The sequence below is a fragment of the Methylobacterium dankookense genome, from assembly GCF_902141855.1.
Classification (GTDB): Bacteria; Pseudomonadota; Alphaproteobacteria; order Rhizobiales; family Beijerinckiaceae; genus Methylobacterium; species Methylobacterium dankookense.
The window spans coordinates 19,311-36,809 of record NZ_CABFVH010000016.1 but is presented as its reverse complement, the minus strand read 5'-3'; the positions used below and the strand labels follow the sequence as shown (position 1 = coordinate 36,809).

Annotated in this window: 23 protein-coding genes; 2 read left to right on the top strand and 21 right to left on the bottom strand. The window is 71.9% G+C overall.

Annotated features, from left to right (window positions below; all coding sequences use genetic code 11):
• The first annotated feature begins 6 nt into the window (after positions 1 to 6).
• Complete coding sequence (locus MTDSW087_RS13880; protein ID WP_144764808.1) at positions 7 to 1,509, top strand: phospholipase D-like domain-containing protein; 1,503 nt, start codon at positions 7 to 9, stop codon at positions 1,507 to 1,509.
• Between the two features lie 116 nt (positions 1,510 to 1,625).
• Here the strand turns inward: MTDSW087_RS13880 and MTDSW087_RS13875 are convergent, their stop codons facing one another.
• From MTDSW087_RS13875 to MTDSW087_RS13810, 14 genes are all read right to left on the bottom strand, one after another.
• Entirely contained in the window at positions 1,626 to 2,408 is a 783-nt protein-coding gene (locus MTDSW087_RS13875) for an endonuclease/exonuclease/phosphatase family protein (RefSeq protein WP_238179648.1), read from the bottom strand.
• Positions 2,409 to 2,771: 363 nt separating this feature from the next.
• Positions 2,772 to 2,990 (bottom strand): hypothetical protein, encoded by a 219-nt coding sequence (locus tag MTDSW087_RS13870; protein WP_144764804.1) that lies wholly within the window; start codon positions 2,988 to 2,990, stop codon positions 2,772 to 2,774.
• 155 nt (positions 2,991 to 3,145) lie between these two features.
• Complete coding sequence (locus MTDSW087_RS30145) at positions 3,146 to 3,313, bottom strand: hypothetical protein (protein ID WP_186383841.1); 168 nt, start codon at positions 3,311 to 3,313, stop codon at positions 3,146 to 3,148.
• A 171-nt stretch (positions 3,314 to 3,484) separates the two neighbouring features.
• A complete protein-coding gene (locus tag MTDSW087_RS13865) occupies positions 3,485 to 4,096 on the bottom strand; it encodes a glutathione S-transferase N-terminal domain-containing protein (RefSeq protein ID WP_144764802.1) in 612 nt (203 codons plus the stop codon).
• Positions 4,097 to 4,111: 15 nt separating this feature from the next.
• On the bottom strand, positions 4,112 to 4,537 hold the full coding sequence (locus MTDSW087_RS13860) for a GlcG/HbpS family heme-binding protein (RefSeq protein ID WP_144764800.1): 426 nt from the start codon (positions 4,535 to 4,537) through the stop codon (positions 4,112 to 4,114).
• A gap of 133 nt (positions 4,538 to 4,670) precedes the next feature.
• Positions 4,671 to 5,840, bottom strand: coding sequence for an ABC transporter ATP-binding protein (locus MTDSW087_RS13855; protein ID WP_144764798.1), 1,170 nt, complete (start codon positions 5,838 to 5,840; stop codon positions 4,671 to 4,673).
• Positions 5,821 to 6,639, bottom strand: a complete 819-nt coding sequence (locus tag MTDSW087_RS13850) for an ABC transporter permease (protein WP_142583965.1) — start codon at positions 6,637 to 6,639, stop codon at positions 5,821 to 5,823. Before MTDSW087_RS13850 ends, MTDSW087_RS13855 begins: the two co-directional genes overlap by 20 nt.
• A complete protein-coding gene (locus MTDSW087_RS13845; protein WP_144764796.1) occupies positions 6,639 to 7,502 on the bottom strand; it encodes an ABC transporter permease in 864 nt (287 codons plus the stop codon). Before MTDSW087_RS13845 ends, MTDSW087_RS13850 begins: the two co-directional genes overlap by 1 nt.
• Before the next feature lie 142 nt (positions 7,503 to 7,644).
• The gene (locus MTDSW087_RS13835; protein WP_144764794.1) at positions 7,645 to 8,679 is read right to left on the bottom strand and encodes an ABC transporter substrate-binding protein; all 1,035 of its coding nucleotides are present in this window, start codon (positions 8,677 to 8,679) and stop codon (positions 7,645 to 7,647) included.
• Between the two features lie 223 nt (positions 8,680 to 8,902).
• Positions 8,903 to 10,360, bottom strand: coding sequence for a 4-hydroxyphenylacetate 3-hydroxylase family protein (locus MTDSW087_RS13830; protein ID WP_144764792.1), 1,458 nt, complete (start codon positions 10,358 to 10,360; stop codon positions 8,903 to 8,905).
• A 301-nt stretch (positions 10,361 to 10,661) separates the two neighbouring features.
• Positions 10,662 to 11,594, bottom strand: a complete 933-nt coding sequence (locus MTDSW087_RS13825; protein ID WP_144764790.1) for a 2-hydroxyacid dehydrogenase — start codon at positions 11,592 to 11,594, stop codon at positions 10,662 to 10,664.
• A complete protein-coding gene (locus MTDSW087_RS13820) occupies positions 11,591 to 12,058 on the bottom strand; it encodes a type II 3-dehydroquinate dehydratase (RefSeq protein WP_144764788.1) in 468 nt (155 codons plus the stop codon). The genes MTDSW087_RS13825 and MTDSW087_RS13820 overlap by 4 nt, the downstream gene beginning before the upstream one ends.
• 149 nt (positions 12,059 to 12,207) lie before the next feature.
• Positions 12,208 to 13,158, bottom strand: coding sequence for a LysR family transcriptional regulator (locus MTDSW087_RS13815; protein WP_144764786.1), 951 nt, complete (start codon positions 13,156 to 13,158; stop codon positions 12,208 to 12,210).
• Positions 13,159 to 13,246: 88 nt separating this feature from the next.
• On the bottom strand, positions 13,247 to 13,717 hold the full coding sequence (locus MTDSW087_RS13810; RefSeq protein ID WP_144764784.1) for a DsrE family protein: 471 nt from the start codon (positions 13,715 to 13,717) through the stop codon (positions 13,247 to 13,249).
• Between the two features lie 144 nt (positions 13,718 to 13,861).
• On the opposite strand from MTDSW087_RS13810, the gene MTDSW087_RS13805 reads away from it, so the two are divergent.
• Complete coding sequence (locus MTDSW087_RS13805; protein ID WP_144764782.1) at positions 13,862 to 14,092, top strand: hypothetical protein; 231 nt, start codon at positions 13,862 to 13,864, stop codon at positions 14,090 to 14,092.
• Between the two features lie 133 nt (positions 14,093 to 14,225).
• Here MTDSW087_RS13805 and MTDSW087_RS13800 read toward each other — a convergent pair whose 3' ends face one another.
• The 7 genes from MTDSW087_RS13800 to MTDSW087_RS30800 form a co-directional block, all read right to left on the bottom strand.
• Positions 14,226 to 14,429, bottom strand: a complete 204-nt coding sequence (locus MTDSW087_RS13800; RefSeq protein WP_144764780.1) for a hypothetical protein — start codon at positions 14,427 to 14,429, stop codon at positions 14,226 to 14,228.
• 131 nt (positions 14,430 to 14,560) lie between these two features.
• Positions 14,561 to 15,247, bottom strand: a complete 687-nt coding sequence (locus tag MTDSW087_RS13795) for an HAD family hydrolase (protein WP_186383840.1) — start codon at positions 15,245 to 15,247, stop codon at positions 14,561 to 14,563.
• A gap of 13 nt (positions 15,248 to 15,260) precedes the next feature.
• A complete protein-coding gene (locus tag MTDSW087_RS13790) occupies positions 15,261 to 15,512 on the bottom strand; it encodes a hypothetical protein (protein ID WP_144764778.1) in 252 nt (83 codons plus the stop codon).
• Between the two features lie 161 nt (positions 15,513 to 15,673).
• A complete protein-coding gene (locus MTDSW087_RS13785; RefSeq protein WP_144764776.1) occupies positions 15,674 to 16,096 on the bottom strand; it encodes a DUF2934 domain-containing protein in 423 nt (140 codons plus the stop codon).
• A gap of 87 nt (positions 16,097 to 16,183) precedes the next feature.
• On the bottom strand, positions 16,184 to 16,441 hold the full coding sequence (locus tag MTDSW087_RS13780) for a hypothetical protein (RefSeq protein ID WP_144764775.1): 258 nt from the start codon (positions 16,439 to 16,441) through the stop codon (positions 16,184 to 16,186).
• A 99-nt stretch (positions 16,442 to 16,540) separates the two neighbouring features.
• Complete coding sequence (locus tag MTDSW087_RS13775; protein ID WP_144764773.1) at positions 16,541 to 16,960, bottom strand: hypothetical protein; 420 nt, start codon at positions 16,958 to 16,960, stop codon at positions 16,541 to 16,543.
• 4 nt (positions 16,961 to 16,964) lie between these two features.
• Positions 16,965 to 17,402, bottom strand: a complete 438-nt coding sequence (locus tag MTDSW087_RS30800) for a hypothetical protein (RefSeq protein ID WP_238179609.1) — start codon at positions 17,400 to 17,402, stop codon at positions 16,965 to 16,967.
• Positions 17,403 to 17,499 lie beyond the last annotated feature (97 nt).

The following is a 17,499-nucleotide window of genomic DNA, read 5'->3' as shown; positions in this document are numbered from 1 at the left end:
TGTGACATGACCGTCGCCGTGGATCCGCGCGAGGCCCGCGCCCTGGCCTCCCCCGCCCTCCCCGATCCGGTCTGGCGCCGCGAGCGGGCGGAGCGCGTCGCCCTGCTGCATGACGGGGCGGCCTATTTCGCCGCCGCCCGCGCCGCGCTGCTTGCCGCGCGCCGCTCGATCCTGCTGATCGGCTGGAGCTTCGACCCGCGCACGCGGCTCTGCCCGGGTGGTGCAGATGGCGGCGCGGAGGGCGACGAGAGCCTCGGCGACCTGCTCGGGCGGCTCAAGGCCGAGCGGCCCGGTCTCGCGATCCGCCTGCTGGTCTGGACCATGCCCTGGCCGCTCTCGGTGCAGTCCGACATGACGCCCGAGCGGGTCCGCGCGGCCCTCGCCCCCGGGATCGACTACCGGGTCGACGCCACCCTGCCCTACGGCGCCTGCCAGCATCAGAAGATCCTGGTGGTGGACGACCGGGTCGCCTTCTGCGGCGGCAGCGACTTCGAGGCGAACCGCTGGGACACCCCCGCCCACCGCGACCGCGAGACCCGCCGCCGCCTGCCCTCCGGCGAGCCCTACCCGCCCCGCCACGACGTGATGATGCTGGTCGACGGCCCGGCGGCGCGCGCGCTCGGCGACCTCGCGCGGGAGCGCTGGCGGGCGGCGACCGGCGAGGCTCTGGAGCCCGTGGCGGCGGACGGCCCCGGCGACCAGGACCCGTGGCCCGGCGCGATCGCCCCCGACTTCGCGGCGGCCACGGTCGCGATCGCCCGCACGATCCCGGCCGTGCCGGGCGGGCCTGCGGTGCGCGAGTGCGAGGCGCTCTATCTCCAGCAGATCCGCGCGGCGCGCCGCACCATCTACCTGGAGAACCAGTACTTCACCGCGCCCCTGATCGCCCGGGCGCTCGCCGCGCGGCTCGCCGAGCCGGACGGGCCCGAGATCGTGGTGGTGGTGGCCGAGTGCAGCCCCAACGGCTTCGACCGCCTCACCATGGACAGCGCCCGCCGCGGCCTGATCCGCTGGCTCAAACGCCAGGACCGCCACGGCCGCTTCCGCATCCGCGCCCCGCATACGGAGCGCGGCCTGCCGATCCTCGTCCATTCCAAGGTCGCGATCTTCGACGACCGGGTGCTGCGGGTCGGCTCGACCAACCTCAACAACCGCTCCTTCGGCTATGACACCGAGTGCGACCTCGTGCTGGAGGCAGGCCCGGAGGACGCGGACACCCGCGCCGCCATCACCCGCCTGCGCGACCGGCTCCTCGCCCACCACGCCGCCTGCCCGGCGGGCGCCTTCGCCGCGGTGGCGGCCGAGCGCGGCCTGTGCGCGGCGCTCGACGATCCGGGCCTTGCCCCGCCGCGCCGGCTCTGCACCGTGGTGCCCTCGCACCGCTCGGCGCTCGCCCGCCTGGTCGAGGCCTGGCACATCGGCGACCCGGTCGGGACGGGCGACGCCTGGCGCCCCTGGCGCCGCCCCCGCCTCCTGCGCCGGGCCGCACGGACCCTCCTCCCGGGCTGAAATCCGGGGATCCCAAAGGGACAAGTCCCTTTGGTGGGGTGCCGGGGCAGGGCCCCGGCGTTTCCCGGGCTCCGCCCGGACCCCGCGAAGGGGATGATCCCCTTCGAAGCCCGGGATCAGCCCACGTCGAGGGCGGGCTCGCGCGTGGCCCGCTCCGCCGCGGTCCCGGCGCCGATCTCGATCTCGGCCAGGAGCGGCAGGTGGTCGGAGGCGATTCCCGTGAGGCCGCCGCGGATCACCGCGAGCCGGGCGACGCCGACGCCCGCGCCCACGAAGACGTGGTCGAGGCGGAGCGCCGGCCAGCGGGTCGGAAAGGTGGCGCCGCCCGCCGTCTCGTCGGCGAGGTGGCGCGCATCGGTGAGCCGGGCGGCGAGCCGCCGGTAGGCCCGCGACCAGGGCGTGGCGTTGAGGTCGCCGAGAAGGATCAGCGGCGCCCGGCAGGCCGGGTGGCCGAGCCAGTCCGGCCCGAGCAGCGCCTCGGCCTGGACGATCCGCTCGTGCCCCGACAGGCCGAGATGGGTGTTGATCACCTGGAGCCGCTGCACCCCCGCCTCGACCTCGACCCAGAGCGCGCCCCGCGCCTCGAGATGGGGCCGGCGCGGATGGCCCGGCAGCGGCCCGGCCTTGACGAGGCGCGAGGGCAGGCGCGTGAGGATCGCGTCGCCGTAGAGTTCGCCCTCCGTCTCCAGGGCCGGGTGGAAATGGTGGCGCATGCCGAGGATGCGGGCGATCTCGGCGGCCTGGTCGAGCCCGCCGGTGCGCACCCGCCCGCAATCGACCTCCTGCAGGGCGACCACGTCCGGCGCGCAGGCCGCCACCACGGCGGCGATGCGCTCGGGCGCGATGCGGCCGTCGAGGCCGCGGGCATGGCGGATGTTGTAGGTGAGGCAGCGGATCACGGGCGAGAGGTTTGCGGCTCCGACAGGGTCCGCCGGGAGATAGGGCGCGCGTGGAGCCGCCGCAGGGCTGGTCCGGTCCCCGATTCGGCGTCCCCGGATCCGGAAACAACCAGAACGGGTATAGCGCGCAGACCAACAAAAAGCCCGCCCGGCAATCGCCGGACGGGCAGTATCTCGCGTCTTGGGAGACCTTTGATAACCGGGCCCGTAGAGTCCGCGCATCCCCCGGATAGGGTATGCGGGCCGTCGGACCCCGGATCGGGCCGATTCCGGGGCGTGGCGGCCGCTATGACAGGTTGTATCGATGCGATGGGCTCTCCCGGTCGAGCACGCCGGGCGGGGCGAGGATCCGCGGCGGCGCGGTCAGATGCCCTCGTAGAGGGCGACCTCGTCCATGATGGCCGCGTCCGCGTCGGGGGCCGTGACCGCCGAGGCGCCGAGGAGGACCAGCAGCGCGGCCAGCACCGCCAGGACGGCGAGCACGGCGGTGAGCGCCCGGGCATGGCGGCGCCCGGCATGGATCAGGGCGCAGCCGAGAGCAAAGGCGCAGATCTGGATCGCGGGTGCGGACAGGGTGCTCACAGCCGGGTCTCCGTGGCCTGCGCCGGGATGCCGTTCCCCTCGGGGCGACGGAAGCGCTTGATCCTCAAACGGATACCGCGTCGCAGGGCGCACCGGAATCCGGATGTCTCGATCGTGATCGAGGCCGAACCGGCGATGTCCCGATCGGTGCCGTCCTACCGGAAGACCGGCAGCCCGAGGCCGACCAGGAGCAGGCCACCGGCCAGCAGCAGCCCGGCGACACCCTCGTAGCGCCGCGTTCCATCGCCCCGCTGCGCGTGGAGGGCCACGGCGACGCCGGAGGCGATTCCCGCCACGCTGAGGAACGGCAAGCTCGATACCATCCCGGCCACGATCCCGAACCCTTATCCTGCCCACGCCGCTGCGGCGCGGGCCCTTTCCCAGATGGTATTCAATATCATGGCCGCTCTCGCATGCCCCAACTGGGGTAGGCGGCGGGGACGGTGAGACACGGGGCGGGACTTGTGATCCGGGACGACTACGCAGGGCGCCGCTCAGCCCTGCGGCGGCGCCGTGCGCTGCATCGAGGGGCGCTGCCCGAATGCCGCGTACCACGCCGCCGCGACGGGCCGGTTATCGCGCCAGCCGAGATCGGGGAAGCGGAAATCGAGGTAGCCGAGGGCGCAGGCGGTCGCCACCGTGCCGATGTCGAGCCTGTCCCGGAATGCGGGCAGCGTCGCCTCGATCCGGTCGAGGGCGCCGGCGATCTTGGCGCGCTGGCCGGCCTCCCAGGCCTCCCAGCGCAGGGCCTCCGGCCGCATCGCGCGCTCGTAGCGGGTGAGCAGCGCCGCATCGAGCAACCCGTCGGCGAGCGCCTGCCGGGCGAGCGCGTCCCAGCGGGCCTCGCCCTCGGGGAACAGGCGCGGGCCGGGGGAGCGCGCGTCGAGGTATTCGCAGATCACCCGGCTGTCGAACAGGGCGGCGCCCTCCGCGGTGATCAGGGTCGGGACCTTGCCGAGCGGGTTGTGGGGGATCGTCTCCGGGTTGCGCTCGGTCGGCACGGCGGCCACCGGCACCAGCTCGATGGCATCGGCCTGGCCGGTCTCGTGGGCGAGCACCAGGACCTTGCGGACATACGGGGAGGTCTGTGCGTAGAGGAGCTTCATGTCGGGGTCTCTCCGTCAGGCGTCCGGCAGGTCCGCGCCAATGGCTTCGAGCCCCGCCCGCGCGCAGGCGATGTCCTGCTTGCCGGTGCCCGAGCCGACGCCGATGCCGCCGACGCAGGTGCCGCCGAACAGGATCGGCAACCCGCCCTCGAGGTTGGTCAGCCGCCCGCCCGCGGCGATGGCGAGCTTCAGCTCCAGCTCGGGATCGAGCCGCGCGGTCGGCTGGCGGTGCGAGGCGGCGCTGATCGCCTTCGAGAGCGCGGTCTCGCGCGAGAGCAGCTTGGCCCCGTCCATGCGCAGGAAGGCGAGGAGGTTGCCGCCCTCGTCCACCACCGCGATGTTCTGGCCGACCCCGAGGGATCCGGCATGGGCGGCGGCGGCCGCGACGGCCTTCAGCGCCGCCTCATGGGTGAGGCGCAACGAGGGGCGGGTGGATTCCATGGTTTCCTACTCGGTTCGATCCATCTCGATACGGGCTCTGCCCGGGCGCGACGCGTCCCCGCTCCCGTTCGGGAGAGGGACCCCCGCGCACCATGCGGACTGCGTTGTGCCGCTGCAGGGACCCGAGAGCGCATCACCCCTCCGGCGGGAAGGCGACGAGGCCGGCCTGGGGCACGAGGAGGCCGATCTCGGTGCCCGGGGCGTGGGTGGCGAGCGCCCCCTGTCCCGGCATCCGCACCACCACGCGCCCGCCCGCGCTCGCGCCCTCCGTGGCGCTCAAGTCGAGGTCTGCGTGCAGGTCGATATGGGAGCCCTGGTAGACGAGGGCCGCGACCCTGGCCGGCAGGGTTCCGGGCTCGCCCGCGGGGCGTAGGGTGAGGTGGTCCGGCCGCACGAACACGTCGACCGCCGCGCCGGGGGCGCAGTCGCGCAGGGCGCCGGCCTCGACCTCCCGGCGCAGGTCGCGGATCGTCACGGTGGCGCGCTCGCCCGCGCAGGCTTCCAGCCGGGCGGGCAGCCGGTTCACGTCGCCGATGAAGCCCGCCACGAAGCGGTCCTGCGGGTGGCGGTAGACCTGATCCGGCGTGCCGATCTGGCGGATGCGGCCGGCCGACATCACCACGATGCGGTCGGACATGCTGAGCGCCTCGCCCTGGTCGTGGGTGACGAAGACGGTGGTGACGCCGAGCCGGCGCTGGATCTCCTTCAGCTCCACCTGCATCGCGCCGCGCAGGTTCTTGTCGAGGGCCGAGAAGGGCTCGTCGAGGAGCAGCACCTTCGGCCGGATGACGAGCGCCCGGGCGAGGGCAACGCGCTGCTGCTGGCCGCCGGAGAGCTGGCGGGGTGAGCGGTCGGCCAGCCCCGAGAGCTTCACGAGGTCGAGGGCCTGCCCCACCCGCTCGGCGATCTCGCGCTTCCCCACCCCGCGCATGCGCAGGCCGTAGCCGACGTTCTTGGCGACGCTCATATGCGGGAACAGGGCGTAGTTCTGGAACACGATGCCGATCTGGCGCTCGTAGGGGGGCGTCGCCGTGACGAGGTCGCCGCCGATGAAGATCTCGCCGGCATCCGCCTCCAGGAAGCCCGCCATCAGGTTGAGCAGGGTGGTCTTGCCGCAGCCGGACGGCCCGAGCAGCGTCAGGAACTCGCCCTGCTCCACCTGCAGCCAGGTCTCCTCCAGCGCCGTGACCGTGCCGAAGCGCTTCACGACCCCGTCGAGGCGCACCGCCGGCGCGGGCCGCGGGCTCGGGGCGGTGCCGGGCAGGTTCGCCGGCGGGGAGAGGTCAACGGCCTTGCTCAACATTCAGCACCTTGCCGAGCCCGAGGAACGTGTTGGCGACGGTGAGCAGGGCGGCCGTCACCGCGATGTAGATCACCGAGACCGCCGCCAGCGTCGGGTCCGCGAATTCGCGGACATAGCCGTACATCGCCACCGGCAGGGTCTGGGTCGCCTGCCCCGTCACGAAGAGCGAGGCGGTGAACTCGTTGAAGGAGAGGATCGCCGCGAACAGCCAGCCGCTGACGAGGCCGGGCGCCAGCAGCGGCAGGGTGATGGTGGTGAGCACCCGGCCCGGCCGCGCGCCGAGGCTCGCGGCGGCGAGCTCCAGCCGCTCGTCGATGTTCTGCAGCGAGATGTAGACGCTGCGGATCACGAAGGGCAGCACCACGATGACGTGGGTGACCACCACGACCGCGAAGCCCCGCGCCGCGCCGAGCCCGGTCGCCAGCACGAGCAGCCCGAGGCCGATGGTGAAGTGGGGCACGATGAGCGGCGAGAGCAGTACGCCCTCCAGCGTGTCCTTGAGGCGGAAGGCGTAGCGCTTCAGCGCGATGGCGAAGCCCGTGCCCACGGCGAGCGCGATGGATGAGGCCCAGGCCGTGACCACGAGGCTGTTCCACAGCCCCGTCTGGAAGTCGCGGTAGGTCAGCGCCCGGGTGAACCAGCGCGTGGAGTACTTGGCCGGCGGGAAGCTCAGGATCGCCCGGTCGTTGAAGGCGGCGAGCGTCACCACGAAGGCCGGCAGCACGATGAAGGCCAGGATCAGGGCGACGAGGAGCGTGCCGGAGATCCCGAGGATCCGGGTGCGGAGGCCGCGGCGCATCAATGGCCTCCCATCGCCTCGAAGGGCCGCGCGGCCCGGCGCACCGCCCACATCGTGCCGAGCGCCAGCACGAGGCCGGCGAGGCTCAAGGAGGCGGCGACCGGGAAATTGAAGGAGGACAGGCCGAGTTGGTAGACCAGCGTCGAGACCACGCCGACCTTGCCGCCGCCGATCACCTGGGGCGTCGCGAAGGCGCTGAAGGTCCAGGCGAAGGCGGTGGTGAAGCCCGCCACCACGCCGGGCATGGAGAGCGGCAGCGTCACGGTGAGGAAGGCCCGCACCGGCCCGGCCCCGAGGCTCTGGGCGGCGCGCTCGTAGTCGCGGTCGATATGGGCGAGCGCCGCGGCCAGCATGATCACCATCACCGGCAGCGTCACGTGGACGAGGGCGACGATCACCCCGAGCTCGGTGAACATGAACTGGATCGGCCGCTCGATCAGCCCGACCTGGCGCAGCATCGCGTTGACGAAGCCGGTATTGCCCAGAACCACCGTCCAGGCATAGGTCCGCACCACCTCGCCGAGGAAGAGCGGCGTCACCGCCGTGACGAGGATGACGGATTTGAGCAGGACCGAGCGGGTCCGCACCAGCGCGTAGGCGACGGGATAGCCGACGACGAGGGTGATGAGCGCCGTCTCGAAGCAGATCAGCACCGTGTCGCGCAAGGCCCTGAGCACGATCGGGCGGGTCAGGTCGGCGAAGTTCTCCAGCGTGAACCCGCCGACGTCGAGGGAGCCCGGCACGTAGGCGTGCAGGCTGTAGCGCAGGATCGCGGCCATGGCGGCGACGATCGCGGCGGCCACCAGCACGGCCGGGGTCACGAACAGGGGCAGGAAGGGCCGGCGGCGGATCGCGGGTCTCATGGGGCTCCCCGGAAGGCTCTCCTCCCCCTTGCGGGGAGGAGCCGGAGGTGGGGGTGGTTCAGGATGGAGCGGGGCGGTGCCTTCTGGGCCACCCCCACCCCTGGCCCCTCCCCGCAAGGGGGAGGGGAATAAGGAACCGGCCTCACCGCGCCATGATGTTCTCGGCGAACCACTTGCGCCAGAGCGCGGTCTTCTCGGCCCTCAGCTTCGGGTCGATGTTGATGGCCTGCGTCTTCCACTGCTCAGCCGTGGTGAACACGCCCGGGAGCTTCGCGGTCTCGGGATCGACCTTGGCGTTGGTGACGGTGGGGCTGCCCTTCTTGAGCTGGGCGATCTTGGCCTGCACCTCGGGGTCGAGGGCGATGTTGATGAACTTGTAGGCGAGCTCGGCCTTCTTCGAGCCCTTGTTGATCGCCACCGTGTCGATGCCGAGCACCCCGCCCTCCTTCGGAATCACCACGGTGATCGGCACGTCCTGGCCCTTCATGTAATAGGCGTTCATGGTCAGCACGACCTGGACCGGGGTCTCGCCGGTGGCGATGAGCTGCTGGCTGTTGGCGTCGTTGGTGTAGAAGGCCCGGAAATTGGGCTTCAGCGCCTCGAGCTTGGCCTGGCCCTTCTCCCAGGTGGCGGGATCGGCGCCCGACAGGATCGCCGAGACGGCGATGATGTGGCTCGGGTCGAAATCCGGCGCGGCGAGGCTGTTCTTCAGCTTCGGGTCCCAGAGATCGGCCCAGGAGCCGAAGGTCATGCCCTTCGGCGCCAGGTCCTCGCGGTAGCCGATCGTGTAGACGTAGCCCCAGGTGCCGATATGGGCGGGGCTGACCTTAGCCTGCTCGACGAGATTCTTCGCGTTTGGGACCTTGCCGAGGTCGAGGGTCTCGAACAGCCCGTCATTGACGTAGAGCCAGCCGACATGGGCGGTGGTGAAGGTGACGTCGCTCTCCGGATTGTCCTTGGCGAGCTTGGCCTTGTTCAGCCGGTCGATGGTGCCGCCGGTGATGTACTCGACCTCGGCGCCGGTCTCGGCCTTGAACTTGGTGGCGATGGCCTCGTCGATCAGGTCGCGGAAGCTGCCGCCCCAGGTGCTGACGACGAGTTTCTCCGCCGCCTGCCCGGGCGCGACGGTCGCGACCAGGGCCGTGAGGGCAAGGATGGGGGCCAGATAGCGCTTCACGCTGTCAACTCCTTCGCGAGTGTTTCGCCGCAATGCCCTAGCAAACTCCGTGCCGATTTCTTGAATTGCTGTGCAGAAATCGAAATCAGTTCGGTGTTTGCAGTATGGATATCCTTGCCCTGTTCACGCAATACGGATCGCAGGCCGGATCCCGGCCTGCGATCGACTTGCGCACCGGAACCGGTGCGCCATTCCCCGCCGCGGCTTCGCGGAGCCGCGACGCCTATTGCTGCGCGCCGCCGAGGATCCGGTCGGAGAGGCCGGCGGATTTGCGCACGAAGTCGAGGGGGCCCGAGAAGTCGAAGCTGTTGTAGACCGCGGCCAGGTGGTTGAAGTGCGGGGCCTGGGCGAACTGCACGAAGGTCAGCCGGTGGCCGGCATAGTCCGAGTTCAGGAGGTCGCGGGCGAAGGCCAGGAGCTTGCGCCGGTCGTCGGCCTGCCACTGGTCGTTGAGGCTGTAGAACTTGTTCAGCCACTGGCCCGACCCTTCCGCCGCGAAGGCGTCGGCATTGGGGGTGATGCAGATCTGGCCGCCGCACAATTCGCGGGCGATGTGCATCATCGCGGGCAGCTGCGAGCAGCCGAAGACGCGGCCGGCATAGAGCATCGATTGCTGCGGCATCAGCAGCCCGCCGGGGCTCGTCTCGGCCATGGCGATCGAGGCGGTGAGGTGGGCGTTGATGCCCTCGCGGTAGCAGGCCAGATCCGCGAGCTTCTCCCGGACCGATTGCAGCTTGTCGAGGCCGGTCTGCTTGGCGTTCCACATCGCCGCGCCGATCATCATGTCGGCGTTGTAGAGGAGGCGCAGGACGTAAGGAAAGGCGGAGTAGCGGTGCAGCGTCGCGCGCACGTGCTGGGCGGCGCGGGTGTGCCGGTAGAAGAACACGTCCTCCCACGGGATCAGCACGTCGTCGAACACCACCAGCGCCTCGACCTCGTCGAAGCGGTTGGCGAGCGGGTAGTCGGCGGGGCTCGACTTGCCGGCGAAGCCTGAGCGGCAGATGTGCTTCACGCCGGGCGCACCCATCTTCACGATGCAGCCGACCGCGTAGTCGGACAGCGTCTCGCTGCTCCATGCGCCGACGGTGGGCTTCAGGAAGGCTTGGTCGGCATAGGCCGAGGCGGTCTCGTACTTGGCGCCGCGGACGATGATGCCGGCATCGGTCTCGCGGGTGACGCGGACCATCATGTCCGGGTCCTGCTCCTGCGGGGGCCGCGAGCGGTCGCCCTTCGGATCGGTGTTGGCGGAGACGTGGAACACGTCCGTCTCGATCACCGCGCGTACGTGCCGGTCGATGTTGTCGGCAAAGCGCGGGTCGATCTCGGCGAGCACGTCGCGCCCGTCCATCAGCGACCACATCTCGCCGATGGTCTCGTCGCCGACGCGGGTGACGACGCCGCCGATATCCTTCAGGACGAGGTCGATGGCCTTCGTCTTGTCGTGCCAATCCTTCTGCTCGCGGGGCGGGCGGTAGAAGATCGGCTTGCGCTGGTTGTCCTCGACGTAGGTGAGCCGGTCCTGGTAGGCCGCCTCGTGCTGCATGTCGTACATGCGCGCCTTGACGTCGATGATCGGCTTGAGCGCCGGGTGCCGCGTGATGTCCCGAACCCGCTCGCCGTCGATCCAGACCTCGCGCCCGTCCCGCAGGCCTGCGCGGTACTCGTCCCCGGTGCGGATCATCTCGAAGCTCCGTGCTGGTCTGATCCGAAATCTGGACCGCCCGGGCGACGCGATAAAATACGATTTCAGGAGGGCTCTGGATCGGGTTTCTTGATGCAGGGGAGCGTCTCCCCTCGCCCCGCTTGCGGGGAGAGGGCCTCATGCCCCCTTGCCGGGGCATGAAGCGAGGCGGCAGCCGACGGTGAGGGGGCGATTCCGACAGAGCCTCGTCCGGAATCACCCCCTCACCGCCGCTGCGGCTCCGCCTCCGCCCCCGCCCGGCGGGGAGAGGGGAACCCGCGCGAGCCGGTCTGTGCGCCCCTCAATACCCCCGCGCCAGGTCCACCTGCTGTTCCGGGGCCTCCCCCCGGCGCACCCGGCGGATGTTCTCGGCCACCTGCCGGGCGGCGGAGGCCGGGATCGCCACCGAGGCGAGGTGGGGCGTGACGAGCACGCTCTCCATGCCCCAGAGGGCATGGCCCTCGGGCAGCGGCTCGGTCTCGAACACGTCGAGCGTCGCCCCGCCGAGACGGCCGGAGGCCAGGGCCGCCACGAGCGCCGGCTCGTCGATGACGGCACCGCGCGAGACGTTGACGAGCTTGGCGCCCGCGGGCAGCGCCGCGATCTCGGCCGCCCCGAGCAGGCGCCGGGTCTGGGGGGTCAGCGGCAGCATCACCACCAGGATCTCGGTCTCGCGCAGGAACGGGATCAGCGCCTCCGTGCCGGCATGGCAGGCGATGCCGGGCAGGTCCTTCGGCGTGCGCGACCAGCCGGACACCGTGAAGCCCTGGCGCGCCAGCTCCTGGGCCGCCGTGCCGCCGAGCTCGCCGAGGCCGAGCACGCCGACCCGGATCTCGCGGGCCTCGCGCGGGTGGACGTAGTGCCAGCGGCCCGCCCGCTGGGCCGCCTCGAAGGCCGGGATGTCGCGGGCGTAGCGCAGCACCGCGAACAGCACGTACTGCGCCATCATCCGCGCCATCTCGGGATCGGAGAGGCGGGTGACGGGCACGGCGGGCAGGTCGTCGCGGCCGGCGAGCGCATCGGCCCCGGCACCGAGGATGGTGACGAGCTGCAGGCTCGGATGCCGCGCGAAGAACCCCATGGGCGGCTTCCAGACCAGGGCGTAGCGCACGTCGTCCTCCAGCCCGATCTCCTCGGGGGTGCGGATGGCGAGGTCGGGCAGCTCCGCCTCCAGCGCCGCGCGCCAGGGCTCGATCGGATCGACCGCGCTCGCGAAGACCAGGGTCTCTCTCACTTGCCGCCCTCCCGCACCAATGTGGCGACCGCCGTGATGGCGAGCGCGTAGCCGAGGCCGCCGAGCCCGGCGATCACGCCGGTGGCCGCCCGCGACACGTAGGAATGGTGGCGGAAGGGCTCGCGCTTCCAGATGTTGCTCATGTGGGTCTCGATGATCGGGCCTGGGAAGGCGAGCAGCGCGTCGAGGATCGGCACGGAGCTATAGGTGAGCCCGGCCGCGTTGATGACGAGGCCGGCCTTCGTCCCCCGCCCCTCCTGGATCCAGTCCACCAGCACGCCTTCGTGGTTCGACTGCCGGAAGTCGAGGGCGACGCCGATCGACTCCGCGTGCCGCTCGCAGCGGGCCTGGAGCGCGGGGAAGCTCTCGCTGCCGTAGGTGCCGCTCGGGTCGAGCCCGTAGAGGTTGGCGTTCGGGCCGTTGAGGAAGAGGATCGGGATCGGGGCGGTCGTGGGAGCTGTCATGGGACTCTCCAGGGGCGCGAGGATAGGGGCGCGGTCGGCGATCCGGCGGAGTCGATCCGAAGCGCGACGCCCTCTCCTCCCCCTTGCGGGGAGGAGGGGAAGGTGCCCGGATGCGTGCACTGAGCCTGCATGGCGTGAGGAGATACTCCTCATCCCCGCTTCACCCGCTTCTCGGTGGCGGGGGCGACCATGCCGGGGATGTAGGCGTCCGAGATGAAGGCCCGGCAATGGCTCTCGAAGGCCTCGACGAGGCGCGAGCGGTTGAGCTGCTTCAGCCGGGCGAGGCCGATGCGCATCGGGCGGTGGTTGCCGGCGAGGCGCACGCGCACCAGCCGCTTGCCGTCGAGGGCGAGATCGGAGCGGGGGCGCACGTTGAACAGGGTGAAGCCGTAGCCGTTGGCCACCATGGTGCGCACCACCTCCTGGTGGGCGGAGCGCGCCGCGATCATGGGTTGCAGCCCCTCGGCCATGAACAGGGCGAGGAAGTACTCGCGGCTGAGCGGCAGGTCGAGCAGGATCATCGGCTCGCCGACGAGGTCGGCGACGGCGACCGCAGGCCGGCTCGCGAAGGGGTGCCCTTCCCCCACCAGCACGTGCGGCGGCAGGTCGGCGAGCGGCGTGAAGTGGATGTCGTCGGGCACCTGCAGGTCGTAGGTGAGCGCCACCTCGGTTTCGGAGCGGCGAAGCCCGGTGATGAGCTGCTCCTGGTCGCCCTCCACGTAGCGGATCCGGGTCGCGGGGTAGGCCGTGGTGAAGGCGTGGGCGAGCTCCGGCACCAGCATCGGCGCCAGCGTCACCATGCAGCCGAGCGAGAGCGGGCCCCGCACCTGCCCGCCGGATTCCGAGGCCAGGGTGTAGAGCCCCTCGGCCTGGGCCACGAGGGCCTTGGCCTCGCGCAGGATCTCGCGCCCGGTCGGCGTCAGGGAGAGCCCCTGGGCGTGGTGGCGGATGAAGAGCTGCACCGAGAGCTCCCGCTCCAGATGCGCGATCGCCGTGGAGATCGAGGGCTGCGAGATGTGGATGCGCTCGGAGGCCAGGGTGATGCTGCCCGTCTCGCCGGCGGCGATGAAGTATTCGAGCTGGCGCAGGGTGAACCGCATCAGCGGTTCTTATCCGTCTGCTTCGGCTCGGGAAACGCGGAGTCGCGTTCTTCACAGGCTTCCACCGTGATGAACGTCATGGCGGAGATCATGGGCGGAGATAGCTCCAGCCCTGTTCCTGCAATTGAGTGAGGTGGACCACGCCCGCTGGCACGTCGCGCGCCTCCGGTACCTGCGGGATGGCGGCGGGCTCTCGCCCCGCTTCGCGGGCGAGCGCCGCCCGCGCCTCCTGGCAGGCGGAGAACAGGACGAAGGGATGGCGCGCCCGGATCTCCGCGATGCGCGCCCGCACCGGCGAAGCGTCGGCCCGCAGCATCCGGTAGCCCGGCCCGCAGGCGGTGAGGTCGATCGCGACCCCCTCCCCCGCAGCGGCATAGTGGGCGACGAGGGTCTCGATATGGCCGAGCGCGAGATTCATCAGGGCCGGGTCGTTGACGCCGACCTGGAGCGCGATGCGGTGGCGCAGGGCGGCCTTCTCTTCGGCCCGCTCCTCGGCCCGCGCGCCCGTGAGGCCGAGGAGCGCGAGCAGGCCGGCGCGGCCGAACAGGCGACGGTTCATCGGCGGATCCTTCCGGCGGTTTCCGGCGAGGATGGACGCGCCACGGGCATCCGGGAAGCCCACCGGCTTCACCGCGGGCGGGCGCGCCCTATCTTCCACGGCCAAGCCCCGCATCCGGGGCGGCACCGGGAGGGCGACCGCGGCATGGGCATGGGCAGGAGCGGATTCATCTGTGTCGGCCTGGTCGCCGCGGCATTGTCGGGCGGCGCGGCGCGGGCGGAGCCGCCGATCCGCAGCCCGCAGGACGCCGCCTGCCGCAACGAGGCCCGTGCCAAGGTGTTCTCGGCCCCCAATCCGCGCGGCCTCGAACTCGAGGTGATCGGCCGACAGATCTATCATGCCTGCATGCGCCGGGCGAAGGGGCGCCGGCGCTGAGGGGCAATTTCGCGCTTCGATATGCGTGTGGAGCGGGTCTGTCCTGCTGCCCTGAGGACGCTTGAGACCCGGAAGCGACGAAGCCGGCCCCGCTCGCGCGGCACCGGCTCGAATCGTTCGCGAGTGAGGCCGATCAGGCCTGGAGCGGGGCTCCGATGCGGGCGCGCAGCTGGGCCCGCAGGCCCTCGTTGGCGCCGCCCTCCGCATCGAGCCGCCACATCAGCCGCAGGAGCTGGCTGATCGGGGTCGCCCGGCTCTGCACCGCCTCGGTGACGAGCTGGTGGAGCGGTTTCTCCGGCACGGACCGGCCCTGCACGCCGTTGACCGACTGGGGCATGGTATCTCGCTCTCGAACGATTCCGAACTGAGGGCGGCCCGATACGCCTTTCGCGCGGCGATGGCCAGCCCCTCGCGCGAAATTCGGTAGCCGGCGTGTGATTGCGTCCACACCCATCCGGTCCCGGAGGATCAGGGGCCGGGGATCCGGGACTTCGCCAGCGGCGAGGCGTCGAAGCCGTCGAGCAGGTCCTGCGGATCGCGGTAGATCGCGATGCAGCCGGCGGCCGAGAGATCCGCCTCGGGAAAGCCGCCGCAGAGGACGCCGACCGTGGCGATCCCCGCCTTGCCGGCGGCCTCGGCATCGTAGGGCGTGTCGCCGACCGCCACCACTGTGCCGGGCGGCGGGCTCCCGAGCTTCTCCAGCACCGCCGTGAAGATGTCGGGATGCGGCTTCGAGCGGTCGGCGTCGTCCGCGCTGGTGGCGACCGCGACGAGATCCGCGATCCCGAGGATCTCCTGGTAATGCTCCACCTCGTCGCGCTTGCCCGAGGAGGCGAGCGCGGGGGTGAGCCCCTCGGCGCGGATCCGCTCGAACAGCGCCCGCACCCCGGGAAACGGCTTCACCCGGGCCAGATAGTCCCGCTTGAACAGGTCGGAGCGGTAGGCCTCGATCTCGGCCCCCTGCCGGGCGAGGCGCTCGGCGGGGACGAAGACCGGCATCAATTCGTCGCCGCCCTTGCCGATCTGGCCGCGCACCGCCCGCGCCTCGACCGCGATGCCGAAATGGGCGAACGCCTCCGCCCAGGCCGCCGCGTGCAGGTCGACGCTGTCGAGCAGGGTGCCGTCGATGTCGAAGACGACCGCGTGCAGCGCCATCGGGGCGGTTCCGTCAGCGCGGGAAGATGTGCAGCCCGTCATCGGGCAGCAGGTTGCGGGCCGGGCCGCCGGTCTGCTGGCCGCGGCCCTGCTGGTAGTAGGGCAGCTCCGGGCGGCGGTCGTTGTCGCTGCCGGAATCGTAGGCCCAGGGCGGGTTCCACGGCACCCGGCCGCCAGCGGTCACCGGCACCGGGGCACCGAGCGGGCCGGCCTGCGCGGGCAGCGGCAGCAGGGCCAGGGCGAGGAGGCAGGCGGCGAGCTTCATCGGGTTGTTCCAGCGGGGCCGGCGGGCCCCGGTTCGGAGGATGTGCGTGTCAACGGCCGAGGTTCGGCTCCGTTCCGGGCCGGAACGGGAAAGGCCCGCCCCCGGGCGGGGGCGGGCCCTGTCGGCACGCACGGGCCATGGGGCCCGCGCGGGATCGTCGCTCAGTGCAGCGCGGCGGCCGGGGCCGGCGTGCGGGCGGCCTTGGCCGCGAGGCCGGCGGCGACCTTCGCGGTGCCCTTCGCCGGGGCCTTGGCGGCCACCTTGGCGGCCACCTTGGCGGCCGGCTTCGGCGTGGGCTTGGCGGTCTTCTCGGCGGTCTTCTCGGCGGTCTTCTCGGCGGTCTTGGCCGCGGGCTTCGCAGCCTTGGTCTCGGTCTTCGTGATCCCGGTCTTGGCGGCCTCGGCCTTCACGGCCTCGACCTTGGCGGCGCGGGGCGCCGACTTGCGGGCGGGCTTGGCCTCGGGCGCGACGCGCAGCTCGGCCTCGGCGCGCAGCCAGTGGCTGTCGGCGCGGCCATGCACCCGGCCCTCGCCCTCCCAGATGTAGTAGGCGCGCTCGCGCACCTGATGCTCGGTGATCTCCATGCCGTACCTCCTGGAACCGTCCCCGGGAGGACGATGGGAGGGTAGGGTTAAGCGAGGGTTAATGCGGTTTTCGCGCCGCAAACCGGGTCACGCCCGCGACAGCCGCCGCGCATTCGCCCGCACCTTGCGCCGGTAGCCGGCCACCACGCCCGCGGCGGTGCCGCCGGTGGCCACCAGCAGGGCGGCCTCGCCCGCCGCCGCGATCTTCTCGGTGACCATGCGCTCCGCCTCCGCCTGCGCGGCGGTGCCGCCGGTGGCGAGCATGGCGAGCCGCATCCCGATCACCTGCTGGCTCTCGAGGGCGAGCATCGCCGTGTCCATCGTGAGCGTCCACCAGCCGAACATGCACTCTCCCCTTGATCGAAGGCCGTGATTTCCCGAACGCCCCCGCGCCGGACCGGATCCGGCGCGGGATCCTCCCTCCCCGCGCCGATCCACGCCCCGTCAGTCGAAATCGAAGCTGCGCTTGGAGCCCGGGCCGCCGAGGCTGATCTTCTTGGGCGCGCCGGCGAGGCTGACCTTCTTCTGGCCGGGCTTCGGCTTCGGGGCCGGCATCGCGGCGGCCTCCGGCGCGGGGCTGGCGGGCTTGAGATGCGCCTGCCCGTGGATCACCGAGCCGATCTCGCCGGCGACCCGGATCAGGTCCTCGCGGCTGCAGGCCCGGGCCACCTTCAGGCCGAGCTGGTGCATGTGGCTCTTGCCGTAGAGATAGGCCGCGAGCTGGGCCCGCTTCAGCGGCGGGATCGACTCCAGGATCTCGGGCAGGTCGTAATCGTCGGCCCGGTAGACGGAGCCGAGCAGCTCCATGGAGACCGGGCAGTTGACGTCGGGCTCGGCGCCGCTCGTCGGGTGGGATTGGGTCATCGGGTCACCTCGGGCTCGTCGTATCGGTCTGGTCGTCGGGCGCCCCCTCGGCGCGGGGGGCGGGGGCACTCGTGTCGTCCTGGCGCGCGTCCTGCCGCGGCGGCAGGGCGGCGAGCGTTCCGGCGGGGGCGGCCGGCGTCTCCGCGGCCCCGCTCGCCTTCCCGCTCGCCTTATCCTCATTCGCCTTGGGCGCCGGCGGCAGGGGCTTCATACAGCCGGTGCAGACCGAGGCGATCACGATGCGGGCGCGGGCATTCGCGCGCTCCCACACCGCCTCGCGCGCCGCCCGGGCGCGCCGCGCGGCCTCGGCCTCGGACAGGCCCTCGGCCGCGCCGCCCGCGCCGATCTCGGCCGGGCTCGCGCCCTGCGGCCGGATGCGCAGGAACAGGGGCTCCTCGGCCATCGCGGGGCCGAGCGCAAGCAGGACGAGGAATCCGGCCATCAGGCCGGCCGATACGGGAGCGGCCCCGCATCCCGGTCGGGGCGCCCTGCGGCGCGGGTCGAATCTCATGCCTTCGCCGATCCCCTGGGCGATCTCT